We start from the raw sequence: 25,120 nt of genomic DNA, 5'->3' as shown, positions 1-25,120 counted from the left end.
GGGAGCTCCTTAGTGGTAGTCGGGAATGCCCGGCATCGTGATGAACCCTGGAAGGGTCCGCATACGACGCGCCCAAAGGCGCAGGGCCGGAAATTCGTCATGGTCGAGATTGAAATCGCGAGACAGCGCAAAGGCAGGGAAGAGCGCGAGATCGGCGAGTGTGGCGGTGTCACCGGCCACATAGCCCTGCCCGCTCAGCGCCTGACGGGTCAGGTGATCATCCAAAACGCGGAAAAGCGCACGCGCCTGCGCACGGAGCGCAACACCATCGCCTGGTGCGTCGAGCAACGCGACGGCACGGGCCTGCGTCGCAACGGAGAGATCACCGCAGGCAAAACCGAGCCAGTCAAACATGGCGGCACGCGCTTTGGCCTCGGTCGGAATGAACCGCGCTTTTGCGTCTTTTTCCGCGACATAAATCAGGATCGCCGCCAAATCGCGCAGGATCACATCGCCGTCTTCGAGGATCGGTAGACGGCCGAGGGGATTGAGCTTGAGATAGGTCTCAGATTTCTCCTCAGCGCCCGGAAATGCATCCACGTTGACGAGCTCCAATTCCTGCTCAGTGCAGGACGCGAGCAAGCGGACGCGGTAGCAATCTTCGTACAGATCGTAGTTGTGCAGGATCATGCCATGGCCTCCGAATTTTCAACCTGACGACGCAGGGCTTCGCACCAATCGAGAACAGCGTTTTTCTCCTCCACAGAAGTGCCCATCGGCACCGTGACGTGAAGCGCGCATTGGGTATCGGAAATCGGCTGAACACCGATGGAGAGCGCGACGTCTGCCGTAGAGACCGTGAGCATAGAACCGGACACATCGGAACCGAGCGCCGACGCTACCGCAGCGACAGACGCATCGACATACAGCGACCGCAGCCCTTCAGCCTCCGCGAGTTCAGGCGCAGCACCGGCCTCAGACCCGAGCGGCACATGCGCCCAGATCATACCGCCCGTTTCCGCCACGCCGTAGCGCGAGATGCAGATGGATTTCGGAACTTCGAGATCGGGGTGCGCCGGAATGTATTGGCAGTTGCCGCTCTCGTCATATTCCCAGCCGTGATACAGGCAGGCGATGTGATCGCCGCGCACAAAACCGAAACTCATCTTCATCCCGCGGTGCGGGCAGCGATCTTCCCACGCGTGGGCCTTACCCGATATGTCCCGCCAAACGACGATTTCCGCGCCGTCGACGACAACACCCGCAGACGTACCCGCCTCGATCATTGCGGAGAGCGCAACAGGCACCCATCCTGACTGTGTCATTCCTTGCTTCCTTCCTCTGTTGCATCATCCACGCGGATCACGTCATGCACGATGCAATCCTGCGGCCCGAGACTCATCGCCATCTCGAAGGCATCGACCAGATCGGCCTGCCCCGCGACGCTCATCTCCGCATGCGCTTCACTTTGCGAACGTGACGTAAGGTCAACTGACAGCCGCGCCGCACGGTGTTGCGCAAATTCGGAAAAACTCGCCACTGGCAAAGTGCCCCGAAACGTAAATGTGACTCGCTCGATTTTCATCTCACCCGCTGAATTATTCTTAAAAACCCTAAGATATGCTTGGGTCATGACCGCATGTTGCGGTGCAGCAAGCCTAGTAAGAGGATGGAAAAGTCGGGGCGTCAAGTGTTGTTATTAACGCAACGGTGAGGTGCTGAAATTCGATCTAGTCAGCGCCGCTCAGTTTTGGAATCGTGTTCATATCAAAACAACACGTGGCGACAACAAACCGCCTCACATCGAACAAATGGTATGCGTTTTCGGCCTCCGGAGACGCGATGGCCACGCACGTTCACGACGCAGACTTCCCCCGGATCCGGAAACCGGACCGGGCTGCACCAACAGACAAGAGGGTCCTCTCGATGATTTCCACCAAATCCCTGTCCCGTCGCGGCTTTCTCAACATGGGCGCCGCCGCTGGTGCGGGTCTCATTCTGCCGAAAACCGGACTGATCAAACCGGCCTACGCCGCAGGTCCGCTCGCACCGGTCGCAGAAGAAGACGCGCACATCGCCTTCGGCCACACCGGCCCGACCTCGGACGAAGGCTGGACCTGGGCGCACGACCAAGGCATGAAAGCGGTTGAAGCCGCCTTCCCGAAACTGCGCACCTCCTACGTCGAGAGCATCCCCTACGCAGCCGACGCGACCCGCATCTTCCGCCAGTTCGTCGCAGACGACGCCTGCATGGTGTTCGCGACCTCCAACTACGGTGACTTCCTCTACGACGTTGCAAAACGGGCACCGGATGTGGCCTTCTATGAGGCCGACGGGCGCAACCCACTCGACAACCTTGGCACCTACTATGTGTCCCACTGGTATCCGTCCTACGTCGCCGGTATCGCCGCAGGCGCCATGTCGCCCTCCGGCAAGCTCGGCTACGTGGCCTCCTTCCCGGTTCCGTCCGTCTACTCCGGCACCAACGCCTTCCTCATGGGCGCGCGCACCGTCAATCCGGAAGCCACGCTCCAGACCATCGTCATCAACAGCTGGTTCGATCCGCAGGCCGCAACGCAGGCCGGCACCGCGCTCATCGACAACGGCTGTGACGTTCTGTTCGGCATCATGGACGAAGCTGGCTACCTGCAGGTCGCAGAAGAGCGCGGTGCGAAAGCCGTGATGTGGAACACCGACCTGCGTCGCTATGGTCCGAACGCTTACATCTCTTCCATCATCGTCGACTTCAAAGAGTTCTACGTCGAACAGGTCCGCCGTCGCCTCGCTGGTGAATGGACCCCGTCCTATGATCTGCTGCCGTTCGGCGGAGGTGTGAATGTTGACGCATGGGGCGAAACCGTTCCGGCCGATGTGGCTGCCAAAGCCGACGCCGTCAAAGCGTCGATCATGGATGGCTCCTTCAACCCGTTCATGGGCGAACTCAAAGACACCAAAGGCAACATCAAAGTCGCCGCAGGTCAGACCATGACCGAAGAAGAACTCTACCACTGGAACTGGTCCATCGAGGGCGTGTCCGGTCTCGACACCTAAGCGGGACGCATACGAATGACGGGACTTCCCGATCCAATCCAACAGCGTCTCGGGCTCGCGCCCGGGACGCCTCCTATTCTCGCGCTCAAGGGCGTGAGCAAATACTTCCCCGGAGTGATCGCCAACGAGGACGTCAACCTCGAGGTCTACCCCGGCGAAATCCACGCCCTTCTGGGCGAAAACGGCGCGGGCAAATCCACGCTGATGAATATCGTGACCGGCATCTACAAAATGGATGCAGGCGAAGTGATCGTTGGCGGCGAGACGCGCGACTTCGCCTCCCCGACCGACGCGATCGAGGCGGGCATCGGGATGGTGCACCAGCACTTCAAACTCGTGCGCGCCTTTACCGTCGCTGAAAACGTCCATCTCGGCTGGCCGGACACCCCGAAACGCATTTCCCGACGCACGCTGGAGACCCGCACGGCAAAACTGTCGGAAGAGCTTGGGCTGGCGGTGAACCCGTCCGCTGTCGTGGCGGACATTTCGACAGGCGAGCAACAGCGCGTCGAAATCCTGCGCGTGTTGGCGCGGGATGCAAAACTGCTGATCCTTGATGAGCCGACCGCCGTTCTGACGCCGAAAGAGGCGCGTGAACTCTTCGCAGCGCTCCGGGCCTTCACCGCGCGCGGCAATGCGGTGATCTTTATCTCCCACAAACTCGACGAAGTGATGGAAATCTCCAACCGCGTGACTGTGCTCCGCGGAGGCCGGAAGGTTGCGACCGAGTGGACGGAAAACTGCACCGAAAAGAGCCTCGCCCAAATGATGGTCGGACGTGAGATCGTCCTGACAGAGACCGGCGAACGTGCCGCGCCTGCGGCCGATGTCGCGCCCTGTCTGAGCCTCTCGGATGTGAGCCTCACGACCGCACAGGGAACCGTACTCAAAAATATCTCCCTCGACCTGCGTCCGGGGGAAATCCTCGGCGTGGCTGGTGTCGCGGGCAACGGCCAGCGCGAGTTGACCTATGTGATGACCGGCCTCGCGACCCCAACGAGCGGCACAATCACTCTTGATGGTGCTGACGTCACGCAAGCCGGTGCCCGCGCGATGGCGCAGAAGGGTATCGGGCATATTCCCGAGGACCGTTTGCACTCAGGCATGGCGCCGACGCTCTCGATCACCGACAACGCCGTGCTGCGTGAATACAGCCAGCCGCCCCTCACGCGCAAAGGCTGGTTCTCTCCGAAAGGCGCGACCAACCTCGCCCGCGAGATTGCGAAGGTTGCCGAGGTCATGGTGCCAGATTTTGCCATGCCCGCCCGCAATCTCTCTGGCGGCAACCAGCAGCGTCTCGTCGCCCGCCGCGAAATGCGGATCGCCGATAAAATCCTCGTCGCGGCCTACCCCTCCCGTGGTCTCGATGTGGGCGCGATCAATACGATGATGCGCTATTTTGTCGAGCTTCGTGACAAGGGCGTCGGCGTTCTGCTCATTTCCGAGGAACTGGAAGAACTGATGAACTTTTCCGACCGGATCGCCGTGATGTTCCACGGCGAGATCATGGGCATTGTCCCGACCAAAGGCGCGGATGTTGAAGAGATCGGCCTGATGATGGGCGGCAAACGTCAGGAGGCCGCAGAATGAGCACCATTCGCCTCCAACGCATGCCGATTGCGCCTGCAAAGGTCTCCTTTGTGCTGCGGATCATCTCCGTTTTGCTCGCCCTTCTGACCACAGCCATCGTCCTTTGGGCGACGGGCCGTGATCCGATTGCTCTCGGCGGCAAAGTAATTTCCTCCACGTTCGGGTCTACTTTCGGTCTTGAAGACCTCTCGCTCCTCCTTTCCCCGCTGATCTACTGCGGCCTCGCCGTCGCCGTTGCGCTGCGCATTGGCGCGTGGAACATCGGGGCAGAGGGTCAGTTCAACTTCGGCGCCTTCTGTGCGGCGGGGATTGCGCTCTTTGTGCCGGGGCCGACGTGGCTCATCCTTATTCTGATGATGGTCGCAGGGGCCATTGGCGGCGCACTCTGGATTCTGATCCCGACGCTCGCCCGCGCCTACGCGGATGTGTCGGAACTCATCACCACGTTGCTGATGAACTTCGTCGCGATGCTGCTGGTTTACTGGGTCGCAACCGGTCCGTGGCTCGATCCGTCGGGCATGGCGCTCGCCACCACCGCACGCCTGCCGGTCTCTGTGCCGCCTGTCTGGGGCATCGTCCATTGGGGTCTGCCGATTGGCATTATCCTCGCCTTCGCTCTGGCTCTGTTCTTCACCTACACACGTTGGGGCTATGAGGTCCGCATCGCGGGGGCGAACGCAGGGGCGGCTTCCTACGCTGGCATGCCCGTCAAAACCCAGTTGATCGGCGTCATGCTCCTCTCCGGGGCCATTGCAGGTCTCGGCGGCATGATGGAGGTCGCAGGCACCGTCGGACGTCTCCAAGGCGGCATTTCCAACAACTACGGCTACATCGGCATCATGGTCGCCGTCCTCGCCCGTGCTGCCCCTCTGGGTGTGCTGGCAACGGCGTTCTTCATGGCCGTGATCCTCAACGGCGGGATCATCCTTCAATCACAGGGCCTCACCACGCACACCGTGCTCGCGGTCACAGGTCTCATCCTGCTCTACGCCGCCATCGGCGACGAAGCCGCCCATTACAAAGTTCTGCGCACGAAAACGGGGGAAAGCTGAGATGGATATTCTCGCAGGTCTCATTCAAACGGCCTTTCTCGCGGGGGGCGTTCTCGCGCTCGCCGCTTTGGGCGAAGTGCTCGCGGAACGTGTCGGCGTTGTGAACCTCGGCGTTGAGGGCCTGATTGCGCTCGGGGCGATGTCTGCGGTCGCGACCGTCGTTGGCACCGGCTCTCCGTGGCTCGGCCTGATCGTAGCGCTGCTCGTGGGCCTTGGCGCAGGGATGGTCTTTGCCACAGCGACCGTCGTCGTCCGCGCGAACCAAGTCCTCTGCGGCCTCGCGCTCACCTACATCGGCACAGGTATGGCGGCCACCATCGGCAAGCCCTTCTCCGGCTCGCCCGTCCCCGCCACATTCGAGGACATCCATATCCCGCTCCTCTCCGATCTGCCGTTCTTCGGGCGGGCCTTCTTTAGCCATAACCTCTTAGTTTATATCATCTTCCTCGCTCTGCCGCTCGCCCTTCACTACATGATGTTCTATACCCGTCATGGCCTCAACATGCGCGCAGTCGGTGAAAATCCAGCGGCGGCGGATGCGGCGGGTATTCCGGTGATGAAGATGCGGTTTTGGTATACGTCTCTCGGCGCGTCGCTCGCGGCGGGCGCGGGCGCCTATCTCACCCTCTCGTTCGTCCCAAGCTGGTCCGAAGGTGTTGTCGCAGGTCGTGGCTGGATCGCCGTCGCACTTGTGATCTTCGCAGGGTTCCGTCCGATCAACGCCGTACTCGCGGGGCTGCTGTTCGGCTTTGTCACCGCGCTCGGCTTTGTCGGACAGGCGCGGAACTGGCCTGTCGCGGCGTCCTTCCTGTCGATGCTGCCCTACCTCGGGACCATGGCCCTGATGATCGTGCCCGTCATCACATGGCAAAGGATGCGTCGCCTGATGGCCGCGCCCGAAGGCATCACCCAACCCTACTATCGGGATCAACGATGAGCACCACCCTCCTCAAACACGTCTCGCACCTCGCCACATTCGATGGAGAGGCGCGGGACGCGGGCACTGAAATTTCCGACGGGTTTGTCCTCATCCGCGACAAGGTGATCGCCGCCTGTGGCCCCATGTCGGAATGCCCCGAAGGCGCGGACCGCGTGCTCGACATGTCCGACCACGTCGTCATGCCGGGGATGGTGAACACGCATCACCACTTCTATCAGAACCTCACCCGCGTGATGGTGCAGGACGACGAGTTGTTTGTCTGGCTGAAGACGCTCTACCCGATCTGGGCTCGGCTCGATGATCGGGCGATGGAGACCGCGTCGCGGATGGCGATGGCGGAGCTGATCATGTCGGGGTGCACCACCAGTTCCGATCACCAATACATCATGCCCAACGATTGCACACTCGACACGCCCATTCGCGTGGCCCAAGAAATGGGGATGCGCTTTCACGCCGCCCGCGGCGCCATGAGCCGTGGGGAGAGCAAGGGCGGTCTGCCGCCGGATAGCTGTGTCGAAGACGAAGACGCCATTCTCAAAGACGCGGAACGACTGATCACCACCTATCACGACATGTCCGATCACGCGATGACGCGCATTGTCCTCGCGCCCTGTTCGGCGTTTTCCGTGACCCAAGGTCTGATGAAAGACGCCGCCGCACTCGCGCGCTCCTATGAGGGTGTACGCCTGCATTCCCACATCGCCGAAGTGCTTTCCGAGGAAGAATATTGCCTCGAAACCTACGGCATGCGGTCGGTTGCCTATGCGGAGAGCTGTGACTGGCTCGGGCCGGATGTTTGGTTTGCCCATGCGATTTTCCTCAATGACGCGGAGATCAAGGCCTTTGCCGAGACGGGCACAGGGGCGACCTTTTGCCCCTCTGCGCATATGCGGTGTGGCCTCGGGATCATGCGGGCGCGGGAGATGTTGGACGCGGGCGTCACGGTGGGCCTCGGCGTCGATGGTTCTGCCTCGAACGACACGTCGAACATGTTCTCCGAAGTCCGCTTTGCCCAGTTTCTCCAACGCGTTGCGCCGGATCGGTATCTGTCGGAGACCCCTGGCGGGCGCGGCGGGTTTGGCGGCACGCCGACGGCGCTGTCTGCGCGGGAGTCGCTCTGGATGGCGACGCGTGGCGGGGCGAAACTCCTTGGCCGCGACGACATCGGCCAGATTGCCATCGGCAAATCCGCAGACATCATCGCCGTGAAGCGAACGCGCCTCGGCATGGCAGGCACGCAGCGTGATCCGCTTGCCGCGCTCGTGATGTGCGGTCCGTTCGATGTTGATTACTCTTTCATCAACGGGGTGCCCGTTGTCGAAAAAGGTGCGTTTACCCGTCTGGATATCGACGCCGCTCTGCGCGATCATGCGGATACGATGGACCGGATTTACGCCTGAGGAGCAATTCATGACACTCGATAAAGCCACGCTCGATCAATGGTATTGCATCCAGAACATCGCTGAAATTCCGAGCGAGGGCATGACCACGCGCCTGTTGGGCGTTGATCTTTCCCTGACGGGCGGCGAGGCCCCTACTGTGACCGCGCATGAGACGACTGGCGCACGCGCCCTGCCCGTCCGACTGCGTTATGGCTATGTCTGGTCCACGCTCGGCAATCCGAACACCGATGTGCCAGAGATTTCCGAGGCGGACGAACCTGACCGCCGTTATGTCCCCTGTGGCGTCGTCAAAGTGCGTTCCTCCGCCCCGCGCGTGATCGAGAACTTCCTCGACATGGCGCATTTTCCGTTCGTTCACACGGATATCCTCGGCTCTGAGGAGCATCCCGAAGTCGAGAAATACAAATGCGAAATCCGCCGCGACGTGGATGAGGTGTGGGCGACCGACTGCGTCTTTACCCAACCGCAGGCGGCCAAATCCGCACAGGGCGCAATTCGCACCGATTACATTTATCGCGTGACGACGCCGTTCACGGTGCTGCTCTACAAGACCTGCCCTATCTCGGATGAGCGCTGGGATGTGATCTGCCTCTTCGTGCAGCCGATGGAGCCGGGCCTGTGCCGCGCGCATCCGCTCATGTTCCTGTTGGACGAGGAGAGTTCGGACGCCGATCTGATTGCCTTCCAGCAGGTGATTTTCCTGCAAGACCGCATCATCCTCGAAAACCAGCGCCCTCTTCTGTTGCCACTAGAACCGCGCACAGAAACTCCGACCCGCGCGGATGCCTCCTCTATCGCCTATCGCCGCTGGCTCAAGGAAAAGGGCTGCGTCTATGGCACGACCCTCGGGCCGGCTGTCACTGACGAGAGAGCGGCATGAGCACGCCTGACCTGAGCGATCTGCGCGGGTGTAAGGTCGTTTTTTCCGGATTTCATGCGCCAAAACTCGGCGTCGTAGAGACCTTCACGAATGCCGTCATGACGATTGACGACGCGGGCGTGATTACGGTGATTGAGCCGGACGGAGACCTGACGGGGGCGATCCATCTCCCCGAAGACTGGCTCCTTATCCCCGGTCTCGTCGATCTCCACGTCCACGCGCCGCAATACGCCCAACTCGGCGCAGCATTGGATGAACCGCTCGAGGACTGGCTGCAAAAATACACTTTCCCGCTCGAAGCGCGGTTCGAAGACCTCAGCTACGCAGATGAGGTCTATAGCACACTCATCGAGGACATGCTCGCCATCGGCACCACCACTGCGCTGCATTTCGCGACGATCCACGTGCCGGCCACCAAACGCCTCGCGGAGATTTGCCTCGCGAAAGGCCAGCGCGCACTCGTGGGCAAGGTCGCGATGGACGATCCGGAGCTATGCCCGCCCTATTATCGCGATGCCTCGCCGGAAGAGGCCATCGAAGGCACGCGGGAGGTCATCGACTTCATCCGTGGGCTGCCCAACAATGACGGGATGGTGCATCCGGTGATTACACCTCGCTTTATTCCGTCCTGCACCGATGCCTGCCTCGAAGGGCTCGGAGCGCTCGCCAAAGCGACTGGCGCGCATGTTCAGAGCCATGTCTCGGAGAGCGATTGGCAGCACGGGTTTGTTCAGGATCGTTGCGGATGCTCAGACGCGGAGGCGTTCAAGCGCTTCGGCCTCCTGCGGGAGAACGCCGTTTTCGCCCACGGCACGCATCTCTCCGAGAGTGACATGGACCTGATGGTCTCCCACGGCGCGGGCGTCGCACATTGCCCGCTGTCGAACGCCTATTTCGCCGGTGCTGTCTTTCCGCTCCGCGTCGCGCTCGAGAAAGGGCTGGAGGTCGGGTTTGGCTCCGATATTTCCGGCGGCCCGTCCGGCTCCATCTGGGAAACCGCGCGGATGGGGATCAGTGCAGCCCGCATTCTCGAAAGCGGCGTGGATGCCAACACACCCGCCGAGACACGAGGCACGGGCGATCAGCGCATTGATTTCAAAGAGGCTTTCTTCCTCGCGACCCGCGGAGGCGCAGACGCGCTCGGTCTACCGGTCGGCAGTTTCGAGATTGGTATGAAGCTCGATGCCCTCGCCATTGACCCGACGCGCAAAGAGGGCACCGTTCGGTTCTGGCCGGAGGATACGGACCTGCGAAAGCTCGAAAAGATGCTCTACACAGTGTCCAAACCCAACATCGTGCGGGTTTGGACAGACGGGGTGCGACGTGTCTGAGGTGATCTTGCCTCAGAGCGTCATGCGCGCTTCCTGAATGCGGGAGAGAAGCGGGTCCATTTTCATCGCACCTGCCATTTCCTGTGATTTCTGGAGCCAAGCCCGGGCGTCATCAAGTCGCCCGAGCGCCTGTGCGATCTCACCGCTTATACAGAGCGCCCAGGCCTCGGCCGCCTTTTCTCCCGTGGCGCGCGCCAGATCGAATGCGGATCTCGCCTGTTCGAGCGCCGTGGGATAGTCACCAACACATTGCAGCGCCTCGGCATATTTTGTCCGCACCTGCGCATGGCCGAACCGGAAGGACAACTTGCCTGCCGTCGTATCTGCGTCCTTGAGCCACTTGAGCCCCTCATCCGCCCTGCCGAGCCGCACGAGGCTCACGCCCAGCGAAGACGCGAGCCGGGGCACGTAAGCCGGGAAGTTTTTCAGCGACTGTTCCATGATAGGCTCAACCTCATCGATCACTGCCGCCGCATCCCCACGCACGAGATGAAGATGCCCGACCGCGTGAGACAGCCAGATCCGCTCATGTAAAGTCGAGCCGGTTATCAGGGCAAAGCGTGACTCACCCTTACGCGCATAGTCGGCGGCCTCCTCAAAATCGCCTTTCTCGGAATGGCTGAGAATGAGCCACCCGATCGCATTGTAATACTGGTTCAAAAGCCCGACTTCGCGATGATCCTCCCACCAGGCATCGCCAAGGTACTCGATCCCTTTGCGCGCGACATCGATCGCGGAGTCGAAGGCCCCTTTGGCGTAGAGTGCGCGGTTGAGCATGAGATAGGACATCACACGCATGTCGTTGTCTGCGATCCCCGTCACCAAGGATACGCTTCGCTTTCCGACGGAAATCGCTTCATCCACCAAACCCGCAGATGCGAGGAGATAGGTGAGAGACGAGAGTGCCTTTGCACGCCGGCGATCGTCCCCGATCTTTTGCGCAGAATCATCGGCCTCTCTGAGGAGCGTCACGAGCGCATCGGGCCCGCCCTGAAGCCCACCAGCCGCATAGGCCAGAAACCTGAGATCAATCCCGTCCGACAGGGTCTGTGGCGTCTGTTTCGCGCGTTTTTCCTCATCCAGACCACGCCGCACGAAGGCAAGCGCCTCTTTGTGGGAGGCTTTTGTTAATGCTGCGCGGGCTGACGCGATCCAATACGGAAGCGAGCGCGCCGGTTCGCCGCCCTTCGACAGATGCACGGCGAGCAGCTCCGGGTTCCTCGCGCCACTTTGCGGATCATACGCCAAAAGACATTCTGCGACGCCACGGTGCAAATCCCGCCGACGCGACTCGGTTGCGCTTTGGTAGACGGCGTCACGGATCAACGCGTGCTTAAAGTTAAAGGTGCCTTCCTTCCCGCCGCGGACGGCAAAGAGGATACCCGCGTCTCGCAGCGCATAAATCGACTCCATGAGTCTCGCATTGGAGCGCCCCGTCAACTGGCTGAGAAGATGCAGTGAGAAGGTCCGACCAAGCACAGAAGCGGCGACGAGCACGTCTCGCTCCACTGGCAACTCATCGACACGCATCAATAATTGCCCAAGCAGCGTGCGTGGTACGTCATCTGCGCCTCGGTCTACCTTGGCGACGCGGGCGAGTTCTTCGACGAACAGCGGTATCCCGTCAGCGCGCTTCAGGACAGAGTCGAGACCGCCTTGATCCACCTCGCCATCGCCAGATATGAACTGCTCGGCAAGGCGCCGCGCCTCGCTGCTCGACAATCGCGAGACTTCGAGGCGGGTGAGGTTGGCGTGTTCGAGTTGGTTGTGGAATTCGGCGGGGCGAGAGGAGAAGAGAACGAGGGCAGGCCTATTTTCTGCCGCCGCAATCAACCGGTCCAACAATTCGAGTGTGGTTTGGTCCGCCCAGTGAATATCTTCAAAAATTAAGATGATCGGCTGTGTATCCACCGAACTCAGGATGCATTCCGTCAAATAGTTCAGCGCATAAGCGCGCTGCATCATCTTTGTCATTTTATGAAACGGGTCGTGGGGTGAACTGCTCGGCATGCCGAGGAGCGCCTCCATCACGACGGTGTCGACATCCCGTTCTCTGGCGATTTCCCCCAGGATTGCAGCTCTTTCCTCATATGACAGCGGCCCTGGCGATTTGGCGCGCATGTCGATGGCCGCGTTGAGTTGTGCGATCACCGGAAACAGCGGCGTGTTGCTCTGCTCGGGCGCGCACTGGAACAGGACTGTCTCGGCCCCCTGTGCCTCTGCGACAGCGCAGAGTTCACGCATGATCCGCGATTTGCCAATTCCGGCCTCACCAGAGATGTGGACAGCCTCGCCATTGCCGTCCCGCGCGCTGCGCCAATACTTGACCAGCAGTCCGAGTTCCTCTGTGCGCCCGACGAGTTTCGACATTTGCGGCGCGGTGCGTTTGGAGAAACGGTCTTTTTGAAGGCCGCTTCCCGTGATCAAAAGCGCCTGAACCGGGCCGGACAAACGGGCTGCAATCTCGTCAGGTGGGGCAATGGCGTCGACCGCCCCCTGAACTGGAGCATAGGTGTCCGCGTCGATCAAAATTCCATTCGGCGGGCATGCATTCACCAGAATGGACCCACGCTGGAGAGCCGATCCGGGGAAAACCTGTCCGGAAATCCCATGTTCCTTGAGATCCGACACAATCGCGCGTCCGGAGGAAATCCCGATACGCAGGGTTGCCGACGACGTAAGCGCCTCTCCGGTGGATCTGTCCGAAGACAAGAGCGACAAAGCGACCTCGACGGCCTGCTCTGTCTGGTTTTCATGTGCGTAAGGCCATCCGGTGCAGGCGACGATCCGGCTCCCGATGTTCGAGATGACTGTTCCACCGACCTTGCGAACCTCTTCAGATATCCGCGCACTGACACGCTCGAAACAGGCCCGCTCGCGCTCGAGATCATTCTGCGCATCTGTTTCGTCACAAGCCACATCAACGGCGAGAAAGACAAGATGGCGGATTTGCTCGTGCTCGGAGGCCTCACCACCGTCGGTGGCCGTAGGTGCTGGCCGCTTGTCGGAGCGCGTAGGATCCGCCCCGCCCGACGGCACGATCGGCGCGCGATTTTGGGCGTCCGACATAAGACGGTGTAACTCCAGCTTATTGCCGATATCGAGCTTTCTGAAAATATTCGTCAGGTGATTTCGCACGGTCGATGGCGAGCGGTGAATGATGTCGGCGATGTCGCGATAGGTGCTTCCGTTCGAGTAATGCGTCGCAATTTCTTTTTCGCGCTCGGTCAACCCGTTCCAGCGGTCTTTCGCGCTCACCGCAAGCCAGGTGTGAAAATCCACCTCTCCGGCTGCTTCGCTCACCTGCACCTTGCCGGCGAGCGCAAATTTCACCCCGCCTGCCTTCTCGATCGTCGGAACGAGCCCCTCGACAACAGCAATACCGTTCGCGGGTGCGCGCTCCGACAGCATCATAACCGTTGGTATCGACGTCTCGTCGGACTTTTCGGAGCTCGCAATTCCCACCCCCAAACGGGTGACGGTCCCGCGTTGTTCCGACAACGCGAGTTGGACACTCTTTGCACAATAGACGGCATCTTCCAGACTCTCGAACTGAAGAATGCGCCGCGACCTGTCCTGACGGACCTGCGTGCTGATGGTTGCCCCAAAAATTCTTTCAAAATCCGCGTCGGAGAGACTCTCGAAAACGTCTGAGACTCTCACTTCGGGATGGGAATGAAATGCATTCTTAACACAAAAACAAACCAACACGCTCCGTTGAATATTGGTGTGTTGCGAAACCATTCTAATTGGCAAGCACCCACTCCTCCCAGCGAAACTTTACGTTGGGTAAAATGGTAAGCACCCTTTTTCTGCTGCGACAAGCTGCCGCGCGCTACCGAAACAAAATTCGAGTTCAGCGTCCGATTGTGGGCGAAATAGTGTGCAATCCAGTGCACATTTCCCACAATCATCCTGCCTCGCCTGCTCCATGCCCCAGTTACCCCAGTTACCCTAGAGCAAATGCACTACGTCATTTCTGTCTATTTGCTCCATATGCCCACGCCCCGTTTCTAGGGTTCAGTGTGCTCATGCGAGAGTATGTGAGTCATTTTGAATTAACACATTTTCGCATTCCGTACCTGAGCGGGTCGAGCCAAGGGTCGTGTCGCCGTTTGTGAGTTGAAAGGAAAAAAGTGTTCTATCCGGTCCCGACATCAGGCCGACGATTGAGGCTTTTCCCTAGATACTCCCTTCCGGAGATTGCGGCTCTTGTGCTCGCTCTGGTTGCGGATTTTGAGCTCGGTTGGCACATGCTTCTCGTGCCGACGCTCCTGCGCGCGGCCATGATCCTCGCCACAGCCGTGCATGGGGCAGGCCATGCACTCTGTCTTCCTGAAGACCACTGGCGCCATTTCAAATCTTATATGATGGCTCAGCCCCTTCAGGGTCTCCGTCCTTTCGCACCGATCTTCATTCCCGGGGTCTGTCCCCTAGAAAAGGCCCCTCGAATGGAAATCGACGTGTGTACGCCAGCGCGTCGCAGGCTGATCGCTCTCGGCGGTCCTCTGGCCAATATCGCGATGTTGCTGCTGGCTCTGGCGGCCCTCCGCCCTTCTTGGGGGGTCGCCAATCCCTCTCATCAGTTCGCACTGTTGTTCGCAGCCACCAATGCGTGGATCCTGATCACCTCCTGGACCGATTACCTTACGCTCATTACGGGCGCCCAACTCACCGTCTTTTGTGGAAATTTCGGCATTCTCTCCAAACGGGACCCATCGGACAAAGGCGTTCTGCCGCGCCGCTTTCGCGCGATGACAGAACGTATGGGGCACGCAACCGACATTCGCGGCCAACAGGCCGGCGGCCTTGCGGTTTTGAGCGGTCGCAAGAGGTTCGTCGGCGTCAAGATCGTCAATGAGAAACGCGCCGATCTCACCCGCGCTCTCTTGCGTGCGTTTGGCCGTCACGCCGCGCTGTGTCGCATCGGGAATGCACAACCGTTGAAAGACGTTTTCCATCTCATCGCGCATTACCGCTACGGAACATCAAGCGAGCCTGCAAAAATCGAAACCCACTGGCACCGCTGGACCCCGCCGAAGAAAAAGACCGTCTGGTCGCTCCAAGGTCCAAAAATCATCCGAGAGAAACGCTTTGTCGAAAATCTGATCACGCACAACGGCGACTTCGAGCGCTACATCATGCCGTGGGAAACGCTCGATGCCGACACGTTTGGCGACTGGTTGGGGGATGTTCTCGGCGTTCAGAATAAGGCGCGGGGGGACTCGCCAAAGATTGCCGGCGCAATCGATCTGCTCAGAACTCAGGGACAGTGGGAGGCCGCGCTCCGTCTCTCTTATGCAATGAGAACTCAAACCGCGCTGCCCCGCGCCTCCCTGAAAGCCCTAGCCGAGATGTGCGACGAGGTTTTCAAAGTCTGGATCGACGGCGGGACGGGTCAAAAGCCGCAAGTGATCGGCGCCAAGTCTCTTCAGGACTTTCACGACAAGAACCTAGACGCAGTGGAGCGACTGTTGAGCGAGCTAGTCAAAGGCACGCGACACCTGACCAAATCATGGCCGGACACACTCAAAAGAAGCCGCCATGATCTCCTGTCGGACGCAGTGAAAGCGTTCTTTTTCAATGATCTTTACGAGGCGACCCATCTCTTTATGAGCCGTGCCGAGGGCACTTTCGGCCTCGTAACGACAACCTCCGTCGAAGCGGGGTCGGTGGTGCTCGCGGTGGACCGTCAGCCCCTCTCGATTGCCGTCGACCCCGCATCCGGCACAGTCCTGTATGCGTCAGAGACCACAGCACTCAAGGAGGCTTGGGGGCCGTCGGAGTTCGGGAAAAAAGACAGGGTTCGGTATCGTTATGATTTGTCTGACGGAGAGATCGTGCATCTTGCCGTACGTCCGGGCCTTGCCGCTGCGCAGATGACAACAACCAACCTGAACCGCTGGACAGCCCGTGAAACGCATGTCCTGTCCGCACACATGCTTGAGAAAAGCCGTCAGAGCGATCGCACAAACGGATGGATCAAAATTCCACCTATTTCAGATCAAAATTTAGAAAATAAGACGATAAAAAACAGAAAAAAGGGCGACCGCGTCCTCGAAGAGATGCGTCAAATTCCTGCAATTTTGAGCCGACAGCTGCGCGACTGGGACGATCCGGGGTCAATGAACCGCCGCACGGCAGCGGCATTCTCGGCCGCTCTGCTCCAAAACGCTTCGACGGAGAGACAGCGCGCACAATCGCCTCGCCGCAATGTAGAGCTGGATCTGCTCGTGATAGGCCTGGAGAACAACTTTGCCCTCGCCCAACGCTTCGTAGCGGACCTTCGATGTGCCTTTCCCCTGCTCGAGGTCGACGCCGTCGACGCCGTGGCCTTTTGTGAAGATCCAAAGCAATACGCCATCGGCGAAAAGACTGTCACTCTTGCGATCAGTCAATCTGGCCAGACGTTTAACACGCTGGACGCGACAAAGTTCATGCAGTCTCTTCACATGGGAGGAAAAACCGGCCCCGTGTTTGCGATGACCGGCGAGGTCGATACACTCATGGGGCGTGCCGTGGGCCAATCCATGCAGGACGGCGCGGACTGGCAGGCGCGAATTTTCTCAACCGGCTTCGGCTGGGGCACGGCGGAGCCCGCGACCCTGAGCGCGGCAGCGCTCCATTCGACCCTGACACAGCTGTTCCTGCAACTGACCCGAGAGGCTCTCTTTTCGACAACGGTCGCGCATCCGTTCGGATGCGTGGCCACCGAAAACGACCGGGCAAAGATTGAGACCTTCTCGAAACAGATGGTCTCGCGCGCTGCGTCGATCATCGGCAGCACTGATGAGGGCTGGTCGGTCAACACCGCAGAACACGCGGCGCTGATCAAAGAAGGCACATACCTGTCACGCCTTCTGATCGAACCCGCCCTCGTGTTCATTTGCACGGCGATCCATCTCTTCCTGATGCTTTGGCTGGGCTGGAATCCGGTCTTGGGGCTCTGGTCCCTCATGCACGAGACGACGGGCTGGAACGTATTCGAAACAGATGCGGGCATCGGAAGAGGGCTTTCGCCCGTATTGCAGACGGCTTATTTCCTTTTCTCCGGCGCGGCTTTCACGCTCGCGCTGCGGCTCGTGGAACGGCGCCCTCTATGGGATCGCGTCTTTGTTGGACGGACGCTCGTCATTGGCGAGACCGGATATGTCAAAGACGTTCTGGCCCAATACGTGAGCAAGCTGTTCTCACTCTCCTATGAATTCGCAGGCTTCGCCGCGATCCATGCCGCAGACTCGCGCAGCGGGGAATTGCTCCACGGTTATGGGCACCGCATTTCCAGAGGGCTTGTTCTCTTTCTTGGCCTCCCTGACGGACGATGGGCCGGACGCGAACGGGCAGAGGCCGCTGCCTGTATGACGTCGAGTCACGCCCGCGGCGTCCGCAACATGAATGCCGGGGCGACCGTGATTGGTCTGGGCCACAACCCTGCGACGGCGCATAAGGTCAATCGCTTTGTTCTCGTCGGGGCATCCAATGTGAAGAGCGAGGAACCGCATTGCTCCCTTCGCGGTGATTGGTCGGACCTCGCGAAACATCTGCAGGAGACACGGTTCGCCTCGTTCGAGCGACTTCTCGCAGGCTTTGTCATTTTCCACACGAGTGCGGCCCGTACCCGTGATTTCATCAACCGCATTGTGCCGGTTGCAAATCTCGTCTGGTTTCCCGTCTTTGCTTCAATCCGGCTCCTGTCCTTCGGGCGTGTGCGCCCGAGTTTCGGCAAATGGGACATCGCACGCACTCAAAGTGGCACGCGGATTTCGACCACGGCTTCGCCCGTACCCTCGATCCACCTCACCGTCGCGGACTTTCACGAACCGGATAAAGCCCGCGAAGTTTTGGCGCCTCATGTTGTCGTGCAGGCGCTCCAGCGCTCTGCGCTACGGTCTAGCACATCGATGTTGTCTGACTGAGCCCGACTGCCTTCGAAAGACGTCGAGAGCTCCTCAGGCAGAACCGAGCCGGTGGAGGGGGACCACCGGCTCGGTTTCTTTTTTGAGTGACTGAGACCGACGAACGTCAGCCGAGCACGGATTTCACGGCTTTCACGGTCGCGTCCACGATCTTGTCTGCTTCGTCGTTCGACAAGCAGAACGGCGGTGCGAAACCGAGGATGTCGCCCTGCGGCATGGCGCGGCCGATCACGCCTTCGGAGAGCAAGGCACCTGCGAGGCCATAGCCCACCTTGTCAGACGCATCAAAGAACGTGCGGCTATCGCGGTCTTTGACGAATTCGACGGCACAGAGCATGCCTTCGCCACGGATGTCGCCCACATTCGGATGATCGCCGAGCGCGTCTTTCATCGCCGCATTGAGATAGGCACCTACGCTTCCCGCATTCTGCATAAGCGCGAGTTCATCAAGGAGTTTGAGGTTCGCCACACCGGCCGCAGCCCCGATCGGGTGCGCGGAATAGGTCCAGCCGTGACCGATCGGACCGTTTTCGTCCGTGCCCTGTTCGAGTACCTTCCACATCTTGTCAGAGACGATGGAGCCGGACAGCGGCGCGTAGGCGGAGGTGAGGCCTTTGGCGATGGTGATCAGATCGGGTTTCAGGCCGTAATGCTCGGAGCCGAACATGGTGCCGAGGCGACCAAAACCTGTCACGACCTCGTCGGCCACCAGCAGAATGTCGTGCTTTTCCAGAACCTTCTGGATCGCATCCCAATATCCGGCAGGCGGCGGAACGATGCCGCCCGTGCCCAGAACCGGCTCACCGATGAAGGCCGCAATCGTGTCTGCGCCTTCTTTCTCGATCAGCGCTTCGAGCTTGGCAACGCAATCCGCGACGAAGGCCCCTTCGGACATATCGAGATCGTCGCGGCGGAAGTAATACGGGGCCTCGGTGTGGATGATCCGGTCGAGCGGGAGATCGAATTTCTTCTGGAAGGCTTCGAGGCCTGTGAGAGAACCAGTCATGAGACCGGAGCCGTGATAGCCGCGGTGACGGGAGATGATCTTCTTCTTCTCGGGGCGGCCCAAGATGTTGTTATAATACCAAATAAGCTTGATGTTGGTCTCGTTCGCATCGGATCCGGAGAGACCGAAATAGACCTTCGACATGTGGTCGGGAGCACGGTCCAGAACCATCTTTGCAAGCGTGATAGACGCCTCGGTCCCGTGACCAACATAGGCGTGATAATAGGCCAGTTCGCGGGCCTGATCCGCGATGGCTTCGGCAATCTCCTGACGGCCGTAGCCCACGTTTACACAGTAGAGACCGGCAAACGCATCGAGCAGCTCGGTGCCGTCACGGTCCACAATATGCACCCCGTGTGCGGTTTTGATCACGCGGCTTGGGGTCTCGCCACGGGCGTGTTGAGCGAGATGTGTGGACGGGTGGAAAAAGTTTTCGCGGTCCCATTTCGAGAGTTGGTCATTGGTCAACATATGCTCAGTTCCTCATTCGGATTGGTGTCGGACAAGTGTCGGACTTTTGTCGGGCATCACGCCCAGTCACGGCAGACGTATTTCACGTCCATGAATTCCTGCATCCCCATGCGGGCGCCTTCGCGGCCCAGACCGGATTGCTTGACCCCGCCAAAGGGGATCGGCGCGCCTGTGACCTTCGTGCGGTTCACAGCGACCATGCCGTATTGAAGCGCACGGGAGAGCCGGTAGATACGGCGCGGGTCTTGGGAATGGACGTAGGCGACGAGGCCGTATTCGCTGTCATTGGCGCGGGCGACGACTTCTTCTTCGCTGTCAAAGGGCGTGATGGGTGCGACGGGACCAAAGGTCTCTTCATGCATGATCTTGGCATCGTCCGGCACGTCGGTGAGCACGGTCGGCTCAAAGAACAACGGCCCGAGATCGGACACCGCACCACCGCAGGCGAGCGTCGCGCCCTTGGCGAGGGCGTCCTCGACGTGCTCTTTCTGCTTTGCGACCGCGCCCGCGTTCATCAGCGGACCGATGTCGGGATCGGACATCCCCGCCCCGAGTAAGAGCGCCATTGTCGCTGCGGTGAACTTTTCGCAGAACGCCTCATAGACGGGACGTTCCACATAGATGCGGTTCGCGCCGAGGCAGTCCTGACCGGAAGTCGCGAACTTGGCCTTGATCACTTCATCCACGGCGCGGTCGATATCTGCGCCCTTGAAGACGATCACAGGGGCGTGGCCTCCCAATTCGAGCACAAGCTTTTTCACCGTATCGGCAGACTGACGATAGAGCAGACGCCCGACCTCAGTCGAACCGGTGAAGGAGAGCGCGCGCACTCGTGTATCCTCTGTCCACGGTTTGACGACTGTGGGCGCGTGGCCCGTGATGACATTGAACACGCCCGCTGGCATCCCTGCCCGTTCCGCGAGTTCGGCGAGGGCAAGCGCTGAATAAGGCGTTTCATGCGACGGATGCGCCACGACGGTGCAGCCTGCGGCGAGCGCCGCCGCCGCTTTGCGGGTCAACATGGCGCAAGGGAAGTTCCACGGCGTGATCAGTGCCACAACCCCCATCGGCTCATACCAGAGCTCCATCTCCGCATCCGGCAGATGGGAGGTGACGCCTTCGATATTCGGGCGCTTGGCTTCTTCGGCATAGAAATCCACGAACGCGGCGGCATAGTCGATCTCGCCGCGCGCCTCTGAGAGGGGCTTGCCCTGCTCGCACACCATGATACACGCAAGGTCCTCTTTCGCTTCCATGATCAGCGCATACCAACGCCGCAGCACAGCGGCGCGTTCTTGCGGCAGGAGCATAGCCCAGACCGAAAAAGCGGCGTGCGCGGAATCCACGGCTTCGGAGGCCTGGGTCGCTGTGAGCGCGGCCACATCCCCGAGATGCGCGCCAGTGGCGGGATCATGAACCGGAAAGCTGTCGCCTGTGTCTCCGGTCGTCCATTTGCCATTCACATAGGCAAAGCCGCGCAATAGGCGCTTGTCCTCTATATCCGTTCGGGCAGAAATCGCAGTGTCGAGCATCATGGGCCTCCTTTCCCCGCCAATTTGACGTGGCGGGAGAGAAAAGGAGACCAAATGCATCGCTCAAACCGGAGATGTGGTCCGTATTTCGCGGCTGCGTAGTCCGTTTGGACTACGCGCCGTCGTCGACAAACAATCCGAGCGGCGGAGGCCCACCACCTTTGACCTGCTTAGTGACGATATAGGTAAAATAGCGGGCGATTCCGATGCGGGCATCAAGCAGCGTATCAATTAGCCGCTGATAGGCGTCGATGTCGCGTGTCACGATTTGCATCAGGTAATCGAACCCCCCGCCCAGAGCCCAGCAGGCCACAATTTCCTCATGCGCTTGAAGAGAGGCTTCGAACGTCTGGAACGAGGCCTGCGTGTGATCCGCAAGTTCGGCGGCGACGAACACGGTCACGGAGGGGCCGAGTTTTCGGAGATTGATGTCGGCGCGATAGCCCTCGATCAGCCCCGCTTTTTCCAGCTTTTTCAATCGCTCCCACGCGGGCGTGGGTGATAGGCCGATCTTTTCGGCGAGCGCAGATTTGGAGATCCGGCCCTCTCGGGCCAGAACACGCAGAATGTCGAAGTCGCGGGCGTCGAGTTTGATCATGGTCACAGACTTACGTGGAAATCACTGTGCCTGCATCCCCCAAATGGGCAGCAACATGGGTGGCGATGGCGGTATCCTGCACCCCTGTGCCGGTCAGATCGCAGATCGTGATGTCGGTCGGATCCGTGCGTCCTGCCATCTGGCCGGTGATGATCTGGCCGAGTTCGGGCGGCGTGGCGGGCATGAGGCCCATCTCCCGCGCGCCGCGCAATTCGCCCAAGGCCTCGCACTGGCTCACCCGATCACAGACATAGAGCGTCGCAGCATCGAGCGCATAGGGATCAATCTCTGTCTTGCCAGACTGATCGGACCCCATCGCGGTGATATGCAGTCCGTCATGGAGCATATCCGCAGTGATCAGCGGCTCCGTGGACGGTGTCGTGGTGACGACAAGCTGGCTCTGCGCGACAAGTGGCGCGATCTCGGTCATGACCTCCACCTCCGCCCCTGTGGCAAGCGCGATATCAGAGGCGCAGACAGCCGCTTTTTCAGCGTCGCGGCCCCAGACGAGACAGCGCTTGAACGGACGGACGAGATGGGCCGCCTGCATCTGCAGTCGTGCTTGGACGCCCGTGCCGATCACACCCGCCGTTTCGACCTCTGGCGCGAGGTGGCGTGCGGCGACGGCGCCTGCGGCGGCGGTGCGAATGTCCGTGAGATACCCGTTGTCGAGAAACACCGCCTGCACAAGTCCCGTTTTGGCGGACAGAAGGATCATCAAGCCGTTGAGGGACGGCAGGCCGAGTTTGGGGTTATCAAAAAAACCGGGGGAAACCTTAAGCGCGAACCCGTTGAACCCCGGCACATAAGCAGTTTTAACGTCGACTTCGCCGTGATGCTCCTCAATCGCCATCGACAGAACCGGCGGCATAACGACGCCACCCGACGCAAGAGCGCGAAAACCGTTTTCGATCACATCGATGGTGTCGAGATCAAGGGAAACGACCTTACGAAGCTCGGATTCAGTCACGATACGAATGTCAGCCATAGGGATGTCCTTTCACAGTCAGATCGCCGAGGATCACGTCCTGTCCGGTGATCACTCGGGTGAATTGCGCCATACCGACGTTGCGACCCGTAATTACGGTGCCCATCTGCGGGCTAGGGGTGACTTTTCCCGCCATGAGCGCGGCGATGCCAACAACACAGGCGCCCTCCGCGACCATGCGGTCTTCATAGTAGAGCGCCTGAAGCGCAGCGTAGATCTCCGCCTCAGTGACGAGCACGACCTCATCGAGGAGGTCGCGACAGAGCCGGAAGGAATGTTTATTCTTCAGGCCGATGCCCCCACCGAGACTGTCGGCGAGGCTTGGGACTTCCTCCACCTCGACAGGATGCCCTGCCTCTATTGATGCCGCCATCGCCGCGCCGCGGTCCATGGTGATCCCGATCAGGCGGATATCCGGATTGAGTGCGCGCGCCGCGACCGCCATGCCTGCCGCAAGACCGCCGCCAGAGAGCGGGATGAGCAGAGTGTCGAGATCGGGTCGCGCGGTGAGCATTTCAAGTGCAATCGTCCCCTGCCCCGCGATCACATGCGGATCATCAAACGGGGAGATATCGACCAGCCCCTCATTGCGCGACAGGCGCAGGGCCTCGATCTGGGCCTCATCCTGCGAACGGCCATGGATGTGCACCTCTGCGCCCAAGGCGCGGATGCCGTCGACCTTCGCCTCCGGGACAAGCTCAGACATGCAGATCACCGCCCGCAGCCCACGCGCGGCGGCGGCATAGGCGACGGCGCGCCCGTGGTTGCCGGTCGAGCAGCAGGTCACACCGGACGCGCCCGCCGGCAAATGCGCAACCGCGTTCGACGCCCCGCGCAGCTTGAACGCGCCGATGGGTTGGCAGGTCTCCAATTTGAGCCACAAATCCCCCCCTAACCGCCGCGAAAGCGCCGAAGGGACGAGCGGCGTGGCGTCAGCGACGCCTTTGATCGCCGTCGCCGCCATGAGCACGTCCGTTATCGCAACCATCACTGCTCTCCTCTTTGTTCGCGAAAGATCAAACGCGCAGCAAATTGACCTGCCTCACGCGATTTCAATCACGGTCCCCATTGATTTTTATTGACGTCACGAACCTGCTTATCCAACAGATGTATACAACAGCAAGTGAATCACTTGCCGATTAATGGCAATACCCTCAATTAAATGCCTATTTAGAGAGACTTCCGACGGAAGCCTCACACGAAACCGCACAAGATGTGCACAAATTGCGAGAAAAACATGCCGATCGAGAACGCTCCATTCTCTCACGCAGAATATGACCGACGCATCCGCCTCACACGCGAATCCATGGCAGAGGCCGGAATCGATGTTCTGTTCGTCACGAACCCGTCCAACCAGAACTGGCTGACGGGCTATGACGGATGGTCTTTCTATGTGCATCAAGGCGTGATCCTACCAATGGACGGCGATCCGATCTGGTGGGGCCGGATGCAGGACGCCAATGGCGCGAAACGCACGGTCTGGATGGAGCATGACAAGATCATCTCCTACGCGGACCGCTATATTCAGGCGACGGACATTCACCCGATGGAAGACCTCGCCTCGCATCTGCGCATTATGGGCTACGGCAACAAACGCATCGGCATCGAGATGGAGACCTACTACTTCACCGCCCGCGCGTTCTCTGTCCTGCTTGAAGGGATGCCGGAGGCGGAATTTGTGGACGCTTCGACGCTCGTGAACTGGAACCGCCTGATCAAGTCGTCAGAAGAGCTCGGCTTCATGCGCCGCGCCGCGCGGATTTCCGAACTGGTGATCGAACACGCCATGGAGATCGCGGAACCGGGGATGCGCAAGCACGATCTCGTGGGCGAGTTGTTCAAGACCGCCGTGCAGGGTGAGGATGACAGCTGGGGCGATTATCCGGCGATTGTGCCGCTCCTGCCGTCGGGTGAAGATGCCTCTGCCCCGCACCTGACGTGGAACGGAGAGGCGCTCAAAAAGGGCGAAGCCACCTTTATCGAGCAATCCGGCTGCTATCGCCGCTATCACGCGCCGCTGTGCCGGACCATTTTCTTCGGCAAACCACCGAGTTTTATGACCGACGCGGCGGAGGCCCTCACCGCAGGCGTAAATGCGGGGATTGAGGTCGCGCGCGCAGGCAACCGCGCGTGTGATATCGCCCGCGCTCTGGATGCCGAACTGATCAAGGTCGGGATCGAGCGCCCGAACCGATGCGGCTATGCCGTCGGCCTCTCCTACCCGCCGGATTGGGGCGAGCATACCGTGTCGCTGCGCGCAACAGACGAGACCGTTCTGGAACCCGGGATGACCTTCCACTTTATGCCCGGCCTCTGGATGGACGGTTGGGGCATGGAAACGACCGAGACCATCGTCATTCGCGAAGAAGGCGCCGCAGAGCCGCTCTGCAATGTGCCGCGCAAACTCTATGTGAAAGACTGA

Annotated in this window: 18 protein-coding genes; 9 read left to right on the top strand and 9 right to left on the bottom strand. The window is 60.1% G+C overall.

Translation table 11 applies throughout. From position 1 onward, the window contains the following. Positions 1-9 precede the first annotated feature (9 nt). From LA304_RS15725 to LA304_RS15715, 3 genes are read right to left on the bottom strand one after another with little or no spacing between them, the layout of a single operon-like run. Positions 10-630, bottom strand: a complete 621-nt coding sequence (locus tag LA304_RS15725; protein ID WP_224504115.1) for a glutathione S-transferase family protein — start codon at positions 628-630, stop codon at positions 10-12. Then, entirely contained in the window at positions 627-1,265 is a 639-nt protein-coding gene (locus LA304_RS15720; RefSeq protein WP_224504114.1) for a Rieske (2Fe-2S) protein, read from the bottom strand. The genes LA304_RS15725 and LA304_RS15720 overlap by 4 nt, the downstream gene beginning before the upstream one ends. Continuing rightward, positions 1,262-1,480 carry a hypothetical protein gene (locus LA304_RS15715; RefSeq protein ID WP_224504113.1) on the bottom strand — a complete coding sequence of 73 codons (219 nt, stop codon included), beginning with the start codon at positions 1,478-1,480 and terminating at the stop codon, positions 1,262-1,264. Before LA304_RS15715 ends, LA304_RS15720 begins: the two co-directional genes overlap by 4 nt. Before the next feature lie 386 nt (positions 1,481-1,866). Here LA304_RS15715 and LA304_RS15710 point away from each other — a divergent pair, with 386 nt between their 5' ends. Genes LA304_RS15710 through LA304_RS15680 form a run of 7 tightly spaced genes read left to right on the top strand, consistent with a single transcriptional unit; the run spans position 1,867 to position 10,187 of the window. After that, complete coding sequence (locus LA304_RS15710) at positions 1,867-2,991, top strand: BMP family ABC transporter substrate-binding protein (protein WP_224504112.1); 1,125 nt, start codon at positions 1,867-1,869, stop codon at positions 2,989-2,991. Between the two features lie 15 nt (positions 2,992-3,006). Continuing rightward, on the top strand, positions 3,007-4,581 hold the full coding sequence (locus LA304_RS15705) for an ABC transporter ATP-binding protein (protein ID WP_224504111.1): 1,575 nt from the start codon (positions 3,007-3,009) through the stop codon (positions 4,579-4,581). Then, positions 4,578-5,633, top strand: a complete 1,056-nt coding sequence (locus LA304_RS15700) for an ABC transporter permease (RefSeq protein ID WP_224504110.1) — start codon at positions 4,578-4,580, stop codon at positions 5,631-5,633. The genes LA304_RS15705 and LA304_RS15700 overlap by 4 nt, the downstream gene beginning before the upstream one ends. Before the next feature lies 1 nt (position 5,634). Beyond that, positions 5,635-6,570: an ABC transporter permease gene (locus LA304_RS15695; protein WP_224504109.1), complete on the top strand. Its 936-nt coding sequence runs from the start codon at positions 5,635-5,637 to the stop codon at positions 6,568-6,570. Beyond that, positions 6,567-7,973, top strand: a complete 1,407-nt coding sequence (locus tag LA304_RS15690) for an 8-oxoguanine deaminase (RefSeq protein WP_224504108.1) — start codon at positions 6,567-6,569, stop codon at positions 7,971-7,973. The genes LA304_RS15695 and LA304_RS15690 overlap by 4 nt, the downstream gene beginning before the upstream one ends. 10 nt (positions 7,974-7,983) lie before the next feature. Further along, complete coding sequence (locus LA304_RS15685) at positions 7,984-8,856, top strand: aromatic ring-hydroxylating oxygenase subunit alpha (protein WP_224504107.1); 873 nt, start codon at positions 7,984-7,986, stop codon at positions 8,854-8,856. Continuing rightward, positions 8,853-10,187: an amidohydrolase family protein gene (locus LA304_RS15680; RefSeq protein WP_224504106.1), complete on the top strand. Its 1,335-nt coding sequence runs from the start codon at positions 8,853-8,855 to the stop codon at positions 10,185-10,187. The genes LA304_RS15685 and LA304_RS15680 overlap by 4 nt, the downstream gene beginning before the upstream one ends. A 12-nt stretch (positions 10,188-10,199) precedes the next feature. Here the strand turns inward: LA304_RS15680 and LA304_RS15675 are convergent, their stop codons facing one another. After that, complete coding sequence (locus tag LA304_RS15675) at positions 10,200-13,688, bottom strand: AAA family ATPase (protein WP_224504105.1); 3,489 nt, start codon at positions 13,686-13,688, stop codon at positions 10,200-10,202. Between the two features lie 635 nt (positions 13,689-14,323). Here LA304_RS15675 and LA304_RS15670 point away from each other — a divergent pair. Continuing rightward, on the top strand, positions 14,324-18,103 hold the full coding sequence (locus LA304_RS15670; RefSeq protein ID WP_224504104.1) for a hypothetical protein: 3,780 nt from the start codon (positions 14,324-14,326) through the stop codon (positions 18,101-18,103). 106 nt (positions 18,104-18,209) lie between these two features. Here the strand turns inward: LA304_RS15670 and LA304_RS15665 are convergent, their stop codons facing one another. The 5 genes from LA304_RS15665 to eutB form a co-directional block, all read right to left on the bottom strand. Then, positions 18,210-19,580 carry an aspartate aminotransferase family protein gene (locus LA304_RS15665; RefSeq protein ID WP_224504103.1) on the bottom strand — a complete coding sequence of 457 codons (1,371 nt, stop codon included), beginning with the start codon at positions 19,578-19,580 and terminating at the stop codon, positions 18,210-18,212. A 56-nt stretch (positions 19,581-19,636) separates the two neighbouring features. Continuing rightward, on the bottom strand, positions 19,637-21,112 hold the full coding sequence (locus tag LA304_RS15660; RefSeq protein ID WP_224504102.1) for an NAD-dependent succinate-semialdehyde dehydrogenase: 1,476 nt from the start codon (positions 21,110-21,112) through the stop codon (positions 19,637-19,639). Positions 21,113-21,224: 112 nt separating this feature from the next. Then, positions 21,225-21,707 carry an Lrp/AsnC family transcriptional regulator gene (locus LA304_RS15655; protein ID WP_224504255.1) on the bottom strand — a complete coding sequence of 161 codons (483 nt, stop codon included), beginning with the start codon at positions 21,705-21,707 and terminating at the stop codon, positions 21,225-21,227. A gap of 13 nt (positions 21,708-21,720) precedes the next feature. After that, complete coding sequence (locus tag LA304_RS15650) at positions 21,721-22,698, bottom strand: cyclodeaminase (protein ID WP_224504101.1); 978 nt, start codon at positions 22,696-22,698, stop codon at positions 21,721-21,723. Beyond that, entirely contained in the window at positions 22,691-23,686 is a 996-nt protein-coding gene (gene eutB, locus LA304_RS15645) for a hydroxyectoine utilization dehydratase EutB (RefSeq protein WP_224504100.1), read from the bottom strand. The genes LA304_RS15650 and eutB overlap by 8 nt, the downstream gene beginning before the upstream one ends. A 249-nt stretch (positions 23,687-23,935) precedes the next feature. On the opposite strand from eutB, the gene LA304_RS15640 reads away from it, so the two are divergent. After that, positions 23,936-25,120, top strand: coding sequence for a M24 family metallopeptidase (locus LA304_RS15640; RefSeq protein WP_224504099.1), 1,185 nt, complete (start codon positions 23,936-23,938; stop codon positions 25,118-25,120).

This window comes from Celeribacter litoreus (genome assembly GCF_020165855.1).
GTDB lineage: Bacteria > Pseudomonadota > Alphaproteobacteria > Rhodobacterales > Rhodobacteraceae > Celeribacter > Celeribacter litoreus.
This window is presented reverse-complemented; position numbering and strand designations above follow the sequence as displayed.